This window comes from Pseudomonas sp. PA-5-4B, assembly GCF_021606215.1.
In the GTDB taxonomy this organism is placed as follows: domain Bacteria; phylum Pseudomonadota; class Gammaproteobacteria; order Pseudomonadales; family Pseudomonadaceae; genus Aquipseudomonas; species Aquipseudomonas edaphica.
Genome location: NZ_WKDB01000023.1, coordinates 79937 through 91025 on the forward strand (window position 1 = coordinate 79937; position 11089 = coordinate 91025).

At 61.0% G+C, this 11089-nt stretch carries 11 protein-coding genes; 5 read left to right on the forward strand and 6 right to left on the reverse strand.

All coding sequences use genetic code 11. From position 1 onward, the window contains the following. Positions 1-4: 4 nt before the first annotated feature. On the reverse strand, positions 5-808 hold the full coding sequence (locus GIW28_RS13745) for a SirB1 family protein (protein ID WP_177033616.1): 804 nt from the start codon (positions 806-808) through the stop codon (positions 5-7). Between the two features lie 187 nt (positions 809-995). Here GIW28_RS13745 and GIW28_RS13750 point away from each other — a divergent pair, with 187 nt between their 5' ends. After that, positions 996-2015, forward strand: a complete 1020-nt coding sequence (locus GIW28_RS13750; RefSeq protein ID WP_017135173.1) for a Glu/Leu/Phe/Val dehydrogenase family protein — start codon at positions 996-998, stop codon at positions 2013-2015. A gap of 55 nt (positions 2016-2070) precedes the next feature. Here GIW28_RS13750 and GIW28_RS13755 read toward each other — a convergent pair whose 3' ends face one another. Continuing rightward, positions 2071-2331, reverse strand: coding sequence for a YebG family protein (locus tag GIW28_RS13755; RefSeq protein WP_003188807.1), 261 nt, complete (start codon positions 2329-2331; stop codon positions 2071-2073). A 248-nt stretch (positions 2332-2579) separates the two neighbouring features. On the opposite strand from GIW28_RS13755, the gene GIW28_RS13760 reads away from it, so the two are divergent. After that, entirely contained in the window at positions 2580-3068 is a 489-nt protein-coding gene (locus tag GIW28_RS13760) for a phosphate-starvation-inducible protein PsiE (RefSeq protein ID WP_017135172.1), read from the forward strand. Here the strand turns inward: GIW28_RS13760 and GIW28_RS13765 are convergent. From GIW28_RS13765 to GIW28_RS13775, 3 genes are all read right to left on the reverse strand, one after another. Further along, positions 3065-3382 carry a DUF3509 domain-containing protein gene (locus GIW28_RS13765; RefSeq protein ID WP_058419385.1) on the reverse strand — a complete coding sequence of 106 codons (318 nt, stop codon included), beginning with the start codon at positions 3380-3382 and terminating at the stop codon, positions 3065-3067. The genes GIW28_RS13760 and GIW28_RS13765 overlap by 4 nt on opposite strands. Before the next feature lie 286 nt (positions 3383-3668). Next, positions 3669-4973, reverse strand: a complete 1305-nt coding sequence (locus GIW28_RS13770) for a serine/threonine transporter (RefSeq protein WP_017135170.1) — start codon at positions 4971-4973, stop codon at positions 3669-3671. 62 nt (positions 4974-5035) lie between these two features. After that, positions 5036-6412, reverse strand: coding sequence for an L-serine ammonia-lyase (locus GIW28_RS13775; RefSeq protein ID WP_099548465.1), 1377 nt, complete (start codon positions 6410-6412; stop codon positions 5036-5038). 137 nt (positions 6413-6549) lie between these two features. Here GIW28_RS13775 and GIW28_RS13780 point away from each other — a divergent pair, with 137 nt between their 5' ends. Then, on the forward strand, positions 6550-7497 hold the full coding sequence (locus GIW28_RS13780) for a LysR substrate-binding domain-containing protein (RefSeq protein WP_017135169.1): 948 nt from the start codon (positions 6550-6552) through the stop codon (positions 7495-7497). 212 nt (positions 7498-7709) lie between these two features. Further along, positions 7710-8120: an HPF/RaiA family ribosome-associated protein gene (locus GIW28_RS13785; protein WP_017135168.1), complete on the forward strand. Its 411-nt coding sequence runs from the start codon at positions 7710-7712 to the stop codon at positions 8118-8120. Positions 8121-8178: 58 nt separating this feature from the next. On the opposite strand, the gene GIW28_RS13790 is transcribed toward GIW28_RS13785, so the two are convergent. Next, entirely contained in the window at positions 8179-9690 is a 1512-nt protein-coding gene (locus GIW28_RS13790; RefSeq protein WP_236447947.1) for an MFS transporter, read from the reverse strand. 105 nt (positions 9691-9795) lie between these two features. Here GIW28_RS13790 and GIW28_RS13795 point away from each other — a divergent pair, with 105 nt between their 5' ends. Continuing rightward, positions 9796-10668 (forward strand): LysR family transcriptional regulator, encoded by an 873-nt coding sequence (locus GIW28_RS13795; protein ID WP_017135165.1) that lies wholly within the window; start codon positions 9796-9798, stop codon positions 10666-10668. Positions 10669-11089 lie beyond the last annotated feature (421 nt).

Here is an 11089-nt window from a genome sequence, read left to right on the forward strand (position 1 = left end):
CCCATCAGTGCACCACGGTGTTGGGTGGCAAATGCCCCAGCCGCTCGGTCAGGCGCAGGCGCTGGATCGGGTCTTCGCTGAGCAGCAGTGCGTGTTCGAGGTCAAAGCGCTCGGCGCTCGGGCAGTCCAGGCGCTGGTAAAGGCTGGCCCGCGCCAGGTAATCCGCAGCGCTGGCGTTGCCCAACTCCAGCACGCGCTCGGCATCAATCAGGGCCGACAGCGGGTGGTCATTGGCCAGGTGCAGTTGGCGCAGGTTACGTGACAGCCGTTGCAGTATCGCGCGCGGTTCGGCGGTGAGCAGGTGCTCGGCCTGCAACTTGAGGTTTGGCCCGTACTGGCGGTGCAACAGCTCGCGGCAGTCGTTGGGGTACAGGCGCCGGCCGCCGCAGGGGTCCAAGAGGTGGTCGGCACCGGGCACTCGCAGCAGGAAATGGCCCGGGAAATTAACCCCCACCATGGGGATATCCAGGCGCCGCGCCAGCTCCAGCGCGATCAGGCCCATGGCCAAGGGCTGGCCGCGTTTGCGCTGCAGTACCTTGTCGAGCAGCGCGGCGGCGGGGCGCAGCGGTGTGGAGTCATCCTGGGCAAACCCCAAGTCATTCATGCGCCGCAGCAACGGCTGGCCGAGCTCATCCGCTGGCAGCATGGGCATACCGACGCTGACCTGTTGTTGCAGCAAGGTCAGGTCTTGCAGGATCAGCACGGGTTGCACGCTCGGATCGTGTTCAGCCGCCATCCACAACGCGGCTTCAAACAGCGAAGGCGGTGAGCGGTCCAGGCAGGCGAAAAAGGCTTTGCGGGGATTCATTGCATTCTCCGGCGGATGCCCACGTTTTAGCCTTGCTGTGAATTTTCGTCCAGTAACTTAAGAAATGTCCTGCGTGCTTATGTCGTGATGCCTACGAAACCTGGCGGCTTATTCCAGCGTGATTCAGCAGTTTTCTACCGCAAGCCTATACTGGGGCCTCTACCAGAAGTGATTCGGGAGCCTGACGATGTTTGCGCTTATGCACAGCACCCGCCTTGAATCGCTGCACCTGAGCATCGACCCGGTCACCGGGTTGAAGGCCGTCATCGCCATCCACAACAGCCGCCTCGGCCCTGCCTTGGGCGGTTGCCGTTATCTTGCTTACCCCGACGATGAAAGTGCCGTAGCCGATGCCGCGCGCCTGGCCCAAGGCATGAGCTACAAAGCCGCCCTGGCCGGCTTGCCGGTGGGCGGTGGCACGGCGGTGATTATCCGCCCCGTGCACGTGGAAAGCCGCGCCGCGCTGTTTGAAGCGTTTGGCCGTTGCATTGAAAAACTCGACGGCCGTTTTGTGACCTCGATCGACAGCGGCACCAGCGTTGCCGACATGGACTGCATCGCCCAACACACCCGTTTTGTCACCAGCACCACGGCCGCCGGCGACCCGGCACCGCATGCCGCCATGGGCGTGTTCACCGGCATCCGCACCACTGCCATGGCGCGCCTGGGCAGCGATAACCTCGAAGGTTTGCGCGTCGCGATCCAGGGCCTGGGAAATGTCGGTTATGCCCTGGCCGAACAGCTGCACGCGGCGGGCGCCGAACTGTTGGTCAGCGACATCGATCACGGCAAGGTGCAATTGGCCATGGAGCAGCTCGGCGCACACCCCATCGCCAACGATGCGTTGCTCAGCACACCCTGTGACATCCTGGCGCCGTGCGGTGTGGGCGCGGTGTTCAACCGCCACACGGTCGGCCAATTGCGCTGCGCTGCCGTGGCGGGCTCCGCCAGCGCGCAACTGAGCAACCTGGACATCGCCGACCAGTTAGAGGGACGCGGCATCCTCTACGCCCCGGACTACGTGATCAACTCCGGCGGCCTGATCTACGTCGCCCTCAAACACGCCGGCACCGAGCTGCCAGGTATCACCGCGCACCTGTCAAATATCGGCACACGCCTCACCGAGATCTTTGCCCACGCCCAGGCCGAGAAACGCTCCCCTGCACGGGTGGCCGATGAACTGGCCGAGCGCCTGCTCTACAAATAATCCAGGCATTAAAAAGGCCCTGAATCAATGATTCAGGGCCTGTTCAATTCGGGCTTTACTCTGCCGCCGGGTTCAGCAACTCGGACAATGCATCCGGCTGGCTCTTGAACGCCTTGGCAAACACATCGCGATTCTTCGCCATGTAGATCCCGGCTTCCTCCACCTGCTGCTCGCTCAGGGACGGCACGGCTTTTTGCAACACTTCTGCCAGCAACTCAGCGAGTTCAAGCATCTTGTCATGACGATCAGCTTCGGCTTTATCCATGAACAAACGCTCCAGATCTCGGCTGCTGCGGTATACCACTTCGACGGCCATTCACCACCTCACATGCCTTCACGATAGTTGTCTTATGCGACTACTGTATTCATATACAGTAAAAAGGGTAAGCCAAACCACGGCGTTTGGGTAGCAGTTTTTTAATGTAGCCGGTAAATAGGGGTTTGCAGTGCCTCATGTCACCCCGCCATCATCTTATACCTGCCGCTGGCCTTTTTTCTGCATGCAGAACAACCGTCACGTCTAACCCGCAATATCCGGTCGAATCGACCTAAGGAAGCTTCATCGTGAAAATTAACTGGGCCGAAAAGCTGCGTCAGCAAGTCCATGGGCTGGCCGAGTCGCTGGGCAATCTGTTTGTCGAGACGTTCCACTACCTGGCGTTGTTCGCCATTGGTGCGGTGACGGCCTGGGCGGCGGTGATGGAGTTTCTGGGGATGCTGGAGACGGGGCACATCAAGATCGATGACATATTGCTGCTGTTCATCTACCTTGAATTGGGCGCAATGGTCGGGATTTATTTCAAGACCAACCACATGCCCGTGCGCTTCCTGATCTACGTGGCAATCACCGCGCTGACGCGCCTGCTGATCTCCAACGTGTCGCACCACAACCCGCCGGACATCGGCATCATCTACCTGTGTGGCGGCATTCTATTGCTGGCGTTCTCGATTCTGGTGGTGCGCTACGCCTCGTCGGCGTTCCCGTCGGTGAAGGTCGAAGGCCCGCGTCGCAAGGGCGAGGCGAGCCTGGAAACCGAGAAAGGCGAGCTTTAAAGCCCGACGCTGAAGGGCAGGGTGCGGGCGGGCGGCGGCTGCAATAATTTGTGGCTGTCGCCATCCGTCATCACCGCCAGAATCTCCATGGCGCTGTGACCCTGCTCGATGGCGATGCCGAACTGAATGCTTTGCACCAGGCGCTTGAGCCGCTCTGGGTCGTTGCGTTGTTCGGCGCTGATCATGCGTTTGGCCACCACGCCCGTCTCGTCCGAGAGGGTGAGCATGATGCTGCCGTCGAGCCGTTGGATGCTCAGGTTGACGCGGTAGGTGGGCGTGAAGGTGTCAGTGATGATCTGAAAAGGATTGTCCATGGTGCGTTACCGCCTGATAAGAACATGCAGTCATTGACGACCGGTGTCTGGTTTAGTTCGCGTTGCCTGACCACCGGCCACTCCGTCGCTGAGGTTTCACAAGGTCCGTTTGCCTCGGTAGCTGTAGAGCAAGGGGCGTGCCGTATAGCGACTTGCCTGACTGCGCCTGACCCCTGTGGGAGCGGGCTTGCCCGCGATTGCGGTGTATCAGCTAAATAATTTCTGACTGACAGACCGTTATCGCGGGCAAGCCCGCTCCCACAGGGGGTGTGGGTTGTGTTCGATTTCAGGGCAAAACCGAAAAAACGATCGCAGACAGCGCAATCAACCCGATCAGCACCACAAACACATTCGACACCTGACCCGAATACTGGCGCAGAGATGGCACGCGGCGGATCGCGTACATTGGCATCAGGAACAACAGGCACGCGATGATCGGCCCGCCCAGGGTTTCGATCATGCCCAGGATGCTCGGGTTGAAGGTCGCCACGGCCCAGCAGGTCAGGACCATGAACAGTGCGGTGCAGCGTTCCAGCCCTTTGGACGACATCGAGCGGTTGCGCCCACGCAGGGATTTGACGATCAAACCCTGGAAGCCTTCGCTGGCGCCGATGTAGTGGCCGAGAAAGGACTTGGTGATGGCCACCAGCGCGATCAACGGCGCGGCGTAAGCAATCACTGGCGTCTGGAAGTGGTTGGCGAGGTACGACAGGATCGAAATGTTCTGCGCCTTGGCGGCCGCCAGGTCAGCCGGCGACAGGGCCAGTACGCAGCTGAAGCAGAAGAACATCACCGTCAGCACCATCATGCCGTGGGCGGTGGCGAGGATGCCGCTGCTTTTGCGTTCGGCTTGTGGGCCGTAGACGCGCTTCTGGTCAACGGCAAAGGCGGAAATGATCGGCGAATGGTTGAAGGAGAACACCATCACCGGGATCGCCAGCCACAGGGTCTTGAAGAACAGCGGCAACGGCATGCCTTCGCTGGCGGAAGCGAAGAACGCGCCGTTCCAGTTGGGGATCAGGCTCACGGCCAGCAACAGCAGGGCGGCGACGAAGGGGTAAACCAGCACGCTCATGGCTTTGACGATCACGCCCTGGCCGCAGCGCACAATGGCCATCAGGCCGAGGATCAACACCAGCGACAGAATCGCCCGAGGCGGCGGGGCCATGTGCAGTTGGTGTTCCATGAAGCTGCTGAGGGTGTTGGTCAGCGCCACGCTGTACACCAGCAGGATCGGGAAAATCGCGAAAAAGTACAGCAGCGTGATCAACTTGCCCGCGCCCACGCCGAAGTGTTCTTCGACCACTTCGGTGATATCACCGGATTTGCCCGACAGCACAAAGCGCGTCAGCCCACGGTGAGCGAAGAACGTCATGGGGAAGGCCAGCAACGCCAGCACGATCAGCGGCCAGAAACCGCCAACGCCGGCGTTGATCGGCAGGAACAGGGTGCCCGCGCCAATGGCCGTGCCGTAGAGGCCGAGCATCCAGGTGGTGTCGTGTTTGGTCCAGCCGGTGGTTACGGTGTTATCTAAAACGTTATCTACAGCAACAGCAGGGTTTTCAGCGGCAGGTGTACGTACATCAGTCATCGATATTGCCTCGTTATTATTTTTGCGCGGGCTCACGTAGGGGGCGGGTAGAAGTGCTCCGATCAGCACTCCACCCAGCTGACCGCCAGGCCGCCCCGTGAAGTTTCTTTGTATTTGTCATGCATATCGGCGCCGGTATCGCGCATGGTGCGGATGACCCGGTCCAGGGAAATAAAGTGTTTGCCGTCACCGCGCAGGGCCATTTGCGTGGCGTTGATCGCCTTGACCGCCGCGATGGCGTTGCGCTCGATGCACGGCACTTGCACCAGGCCGCCGACCGGGTCGCAGGTCAGGCCGAGGTTGTGTTCCAGGCCGATTTCGGCAGCGTTTTCCAATTGCTCCGGTGTGGCGCCAAGGATGTCGGCCAAGCCGGCAGCGGCCATGGCGCAGGCCGAGCCGACTTCGCCCTGGCAGCCGACTTCGGCACCGGAGATCGAGGCGTTCTTCTTGCAGAGAATGCCCACGGCAGCGGCTGCCAGGAAGAAATTGACCACATCGTCATCCGACGCATCGGCGTTGAACTTCATGTAGTAATGCAGCACGGCCGGGATGATCCCTGCTGCGCCATTGGTCGGCGCGGTGACCATGCGCCCACCGGCGGCGTTTTCTTCGTTGACGGCGAGGGCGAACAGGTTGACCCATTCCATGGCCGACAAGGTGGAAGTGATCACGTTGGGTTTGCCGATTTCCAACAGGCTGCGGTGCAATTTCGCCGCCCGGCGCGGCACGTCCAGGCCGCCTGGCAAGATGCCTTCATCGCGCAGGCCTTGCTCCACGCACTCGCGCATCACCGACCAGATATGCAGCAGGCCACTGCGGATTTCGTCATCGCTGCGCCACGCGCGTTCATTGGCCATCATCAGCTCGGAAACCCGCAGGCCGTGCTTGTTGCACAAGGCCAGCAGTTCGACGGCGCTGGAAAAGTCGTAGGGCAATTCAACATCGCTGGTAGGCGCGATGCCCGAGGCGGCTTCAGCCGCTTCGATGATGAAACCGCCGCCTACCGAATAATAGGTTTGTTCGCTCAGCAGGCCGTTTTCGCCATAGGCGTGCAGGGACATGGCGTTGGGATGGTAGGGCAGGCTCTCGTCGAGCAGCAGGAGGTCGGTGTGCCAGTTGAAGGCAATGTCCTGCGAGCCTGCGAGCAGCAATCGGCCGGATTCGCGCAATTGCTGAATACGCGCATTAATCGAGGTGGGGTCGACCTTGTCTGGCCATTCGCCCATCAGCCCCATCACGGTGGCGCGGTCGGTGGCATGGCCCACGCCAGTGGCGGACAGCGAACCGTACAGGCGCACTTCGATACGTCGCGTTTCACTGAGCAAATGCTGGTCGGTCAGGGCTTGGGCGAAGGTCGCCGCTGCGCGCATCGGGCCGACGGTATGGGAGCTGGACGGGCCGATGCCCACTTTGAATAGATCGAAAACACTGATAGCCATGCTAAAGCCTTACAAGCAATGGAGTAGAAATCGCTGCCATGTTTTGTAGAGCAGGCGGAATTGGCGCGATACTGAGCCTCTGGATCGGCACTGACCAACGAATTATCCTAAGACACCCTTTAGCAGGACTAAACGCTATGACTCGCCCTCTTCATGGCCAGACCTATGTCTGGTTGCACGTGTTTTCTTGCGCCGCGCGGCATTTGTCGTTCACCCGCTGCGCCGAAGAACTGCACATCACGCCGGGGGCGGTGAGCCAGCAAATTCGCCAGTTGGAAGAGCGCCTGGGCTTTCGGCTGTTTCATCGGCGCGCCCGTGGCGTGGAGTTGAGTGCCGAAGGGCAGAGGCTGGCGGCGACGGTGGGCGAGGCTTACGGCAGCATCGATGCGGAGTTGCAGCGGCTGGATGCGGGGATGATCAGCGGTACGTTGCGATTGCGTTCAATCCCGTCGTTTCTCGGCAAATGGCTGACCCCACGTTTGCCGCGTCTGCAGCAGCGCTTCCCGGATATCCAACTGCGCATGGTCGCCGAAGACAGCAGCATCGCCCTGCACGAGGGCGACTTCGACCTGGCCATCGACTTGAACGACGGCAGCTACCCCGGCCTGTTATCCACAGCCCTGCTCGATGAACAGATCTTTCCGGTGTGCGCGCCGAGCCTGCTGCGCGGGAGGCCGCCGCTGCATGGCCCGGCGGACCTGGTGCATTTCCCGCTGTTGCACGACATCACCGCGTGGCGTGGGAGTTATGAATACGCCGAGTGGGAGTTTTACCTGAATGCTATCGGCTACCACGACGCCGACGTGCGGCGCGGCCACACCTTCAACCGCAACCACCTGACCATCGAGGCGGCTATCGCGGGTATGGGCGTGGCGATTGCGCGGCGTACCTTGCTCAACGATGAGCTGGAGCGCGGCACCTTGATCGTGCCCTTTGGCCTGGCTGTGCCCAACCACAAACGTTATGTGCTGCTGTATGCACCGGGCGCGTTGAGCCACCCGGGCGTGCGTGCGGTGCATGACTGGCTGGTAGAGGAAGCAGGGATTTTTCGCGGATTGCACCCGTTGGGAGAGGGGCAATTGTAAGGTTCGCTGAGCGTAAGAAGATGTAACCAACTCCCCACCCTAACAGCGTTTTTGCTCGTCGTCAGGGTTAATTTGTAATGTGGGATTTATCTTTGCAAAGGGGTTGAAATGTTCTTCTGACTGCTCAATTGTGTAATCAAGAGGTCATGGTTTCACCACCCCGGTGTCGCAGTTGTGACCTCTCGCGAGCTAGCTGAAATAAGGGAAGAACTATGCAAATCCAAGTCAATAGCGATAACCATATTGAAAGCAGCATCCGACTGGAGGAGTGGGTACGTACTACCATTGAGAGCACGCTCGAACGTTATGAGGAAGACCTGACCCGCGTTGAGGTCTATCTGAAAGATGAAAACGGCGATAAGCCCGGCCCCCACGATCTGAGTTGCCGTCTGGAAGCACGGCCAAAGGGCCATCAACCACTGTCGGTCCTGCATAAGGCCGATACGCTGGAACAGGCGATCGATGGCGCCGCCACCAAGCTTGAGCATGCGCTGGAACATCTGTACGGCAAACTGCGCGGCAAACCACGCGCCGCAGGGCAGAGCCTGCCTGATACCAAGGCTGACGAGGCCGAGCTGGAAGAGGAATTTCTGGAAAACGAACAGGCTGCGCTTAACAGCTGATAGCTGAATGTTTTTTCAACCCCAATAAACGGGCCTGCATCTGCAGGCCCGTTTTCGTTTAGCGGCGCTGCTGGAAGAAGTACCGGCTCAAGCCTGCCAATCCGCAAGCACCGAGGCCGGCAAAGAGCATGGCCCAGCCGGCGCCATGGCGCAGCGCGGCCTGGGCTTGCGCAGGTTCCAGTCCTGCTATATCCAGCTTGCCTGCTGCAATGTTCTGGCTGATGGTGGGCCAATCCAACGCCGTGGTGGCAGGCAGCAGGCTGGAAAGGTGATGGCCGATGCCCAGCAGCAGCACCAGCCCCATCAAGGCGATGTTCAGCGCCAGCGTGATCAGCCGCGCGCTGAGGTCGATACCCGAGGCCATGCCTGCGCGGTCGGCCGAGACGGCGCCGGTGGTGGTGTTGGTGGTAGGTGAGTTGGTCAGCGCCAGTCCCACGCCTGCTAACACACAGCTCAACAGCACTAAGACGATACTCGGTTGCTGCGCCGCATTGACTGCCGCCATGGTGATAAACCCTGCGCCCATCAAACCCAGGCCCAGCGGGATAATACGTTCGGCGCCGAAGCGCAGGGCCAGGCGTTCAGCCAGCGGCGGCACCAGCAAGGTCGGCAGCGTGTAGGCCAGCAAGGCCGCGCCGGTGGTCAGCGTGTCGTAGCCCAGGCCGGCCTGGAAGTAGAGCGGCAGGTAGATCATGAAGGGCCAGAAACTGAAATTCATGCCGATCGACCCCATCAGCGCGCCGTTGAAGCGCGGGATGCGCAACACCGAAAAATCGAATATCGGGTGCGCGCTGCGTCGCTCAACCACGATGAACAGCAGCAGCCCGACCAGCGACAAACCGGCCCAGCCAAGCATCGCCGGGCTGCCGAAGCCGTTTTCGCTGCCCTGAGTAATGAAATACACCAGGGCGAACACCGACAGCGTCAAGGTCAGCATGCCGGCGATATCCAGCCGATGGCCGGCCGGGTCGCGGGATTCCTGCACACTGATGCGCAGCAGCAGCAAGGTCAGCAGCGTGAGCGGCACATGCACCAGGAACACCCAGCGCCAGTCCGCGACCGCCAGAATCAGTGCGCCGACCATTGGCCCGAAGCCCAGGCCCACGCCTGCGATCACGCCCCATATCGCGAAGGCCCGCGCGCGTGCCGCCGGTTCGCGGAACTGGTGCGACAGAATGGCGAACTGGCAGATCATCATCGCCCCGGCGCCTATGCCTTGCACGAAACGCGCGGCGATCAGTGTGGAAGCCTCATTGGCCAGCCCGCAGGCCAGCGAAGCCAATCCAAACAGCCACAGGCACAACACCAGCATGCGCCGCCGTCCAAAGCGGTCGGCCAGGGTGCCGGCGGCCATCAAGACGCTGGTGCAGGCCAGGGTGTAGGCGTTCATGATCCATTGCGCATCCTGAAAACCGGTGCCCAACTGCTGTTCCAGGGTTGGCAGGATGACCGGCACACTGGAGATCTCCAGGCCGAACATCAATGCCACAAGGCACACGGCGGTGAGTGCCAGGCCATCTCTGGCGGTGCGCGGGGCACTGACGGCGGATACGGCGGCGGCGGGCGGCATGGGATATTCCTTTTGCTTGGGGGAGAGCGCTATTCTCGCGGGAGCAGAATTCTTTATTCGTGATAAGTTTTCCTTTGATAAGGGAATCAAGGGCGACAATTAAGCATGGCCACTCCGCGTTTTGATGGTGTTGAGCTCTTTCTGCAAGTCGTCGAGAGCGGCAACCTGACCGAGGCTGCCGAACGACTGAACCTCACGCGCTCCGCCGTGGGTAAAGGCCTGGCGCGCCTCGAAGCCCGCTTGGGCACCCGACTGTTGCAGCGCTCCACCCGCCGCCAGCGTCTGACTGAGGATGGGCAGGCGTACTACGAACATTGTTTGCGTGCGCTGGCAGAGCTGGAAGCTGCCGAATCGGTGTTGGAGAGCGGCCGGCAACAGCCACGCGGGCGTTTAAGGGCGAGCTTGCCTTTGGCTTTCGGTCATCATTACGCGGCGCCAGCGTTGTGGGGGTTGATGGATCGTTACCCGGCGTTGGAGATCGAGATTTCGTTTTCTGACCGGCTGATCGATCTCGCACAGGAAGGCTTCGACGTGGCCGTGCGCATTGGTCCGCTGCCGGACACTGACCGCCTGAGTGCGCGTCGCCTGGGCGAACAGTCTGTTGGGCTGGCAGCTTCACCGGCCTATTTGCAGCGGGTCGGGCCAATCAACGCTATCGACGACCTCGCCGCCCACCGAGGCATTGCCTACCGTTGCAATACCTCGCAGCGCCCCGGTGTGCCTTCGCTGTTGATGCTCGACGACCTCCAGGCCGTGGCCGATGCCGCGATTGCGGGCGTGGGCCTGGCCTGGTTGCCGAGCTGGTTGATTGCGCATTACGTGCTGCGCGGGCAACTGGAAGCGGTACTGCCAAGCCACCGCGACCAGCCTGCGCCAATCCACGTGATCTGGCCGACGGCCGCACACATGCCAGCCAAGACGCGCTGCGCCATCGACGCCTTGGTGGCCGGCACCCCGAGTTGCCTGGCAGGCAGTTAGAGTCGGCCAATGCAGATCTAAACGACAATGCCGATCCCCTGTGGGAGCTGTCGAGCTTTAGCGAGGCTGCGAAAGCGGTGGGGCAGGCAACTTATGTGTCGCCCGTGCCGCCGCCTTCGCAGCCTCGCTGAGGCTCAACAGCTCCCACATTGGATCTTTGTCGCTGGCGGGATTTGTGTATGACGCGATGGCCCTACGAACTGAGATCTAACCAACACAGCCGATCCCCTGTGGGAGCTGTCGAGCCTCAGCGAGGCTGCGAAAGCGGTGGGTCAGGCAACTTATGTGTCGCCAGTGCCGCCGCCTTCGCAGCCTCGCTGAGGCTCAACAGCTCCCACATTGGATCTTTGTCGCTGGCGGGATTTGTGTATGACGCGATGGCCCTACGAACTGAGATCTAACCAACACAGCCGATCCCCTG

What these genes read in the sequence shown, in the direction of transcription:
- GIW28_RS13790 (WP_236447947.1), bottom strand. Translation starts at nt 9,690, where the DNA reads ATGCCGCCCGCCGCCGCCGTATCCGCCGTCAGTGCCCCGCGCACCGCC.
- GIW28_RS13795 (WP_017135165.1), top strand. Translation starts at nt 9,796, where the DNA reads ATGGCCACTCCGCGTTTTGATGGTGTTGAGCTCTTTCTGCAAGTCGTC.
- GIW28_RS13770 (WP_017135170.1), bottom strand. Translation starts at nt 4,973, where the DNA reads ATGACTGATGTACGTACACCTGCCGCTGAAAACCCTGCTGTTGCTGTA.
- GIW28_RS13785 (WP_017135168.1), top strand. Translation starts at nt 7,710, where the DNA reads ATGCAAATCCAAGTCAATAGCGATAACCATATTGAAAGCAGCATCCGA.
- GIW28_RS13775 (WP_099548465.1), bottom strand. Translation starts at nt 6,412, where the DNA reads ATGGCTATCAGTGTTTTCGATCTATTCAAAGTGGGCATCGGCCCGTCC.
- GIW28_RS13780 (WP_017135169.1), top strand. Translation starts at nt 6,550, where the DNA reads ATGACTCGCCCTCTTCATGGCCAGACCTATGTCTGGTTGCACGTGTTT.
- GIW28_RS13750 (WP_017135173.1), top strand. Translation starts at nt 996, where the DNA reads ATGTTTGCGCTTATGCACAGCACCCGCCTTGAATCGCTGCACCTGAGC.
- GIW28_RS13765 (WP_058419385.1), bottom strand. Translation starts at nt 3,382, where the DNA reads ATGGACAATCCTTTTCAGATCATCACTGACACCTTCACGCCCACCTAC.
- GIW28_RS13745 (WP_177033616.1), bottom strand. Translation starts at nt 808, where the DNA reads ATGAATCCCCGCAAAGCCTTTTTCGCCTGCCTGGACCGCTCACCGCCT.
- GIW28_RS13755 (WP_003188807.1), bottom strand. Translation starts at nt 2,331, where the DNA reads ATGGCCGTCGAAGTGGTATACCGCAGCAGCCGAGATCTGGAGCGTTTG.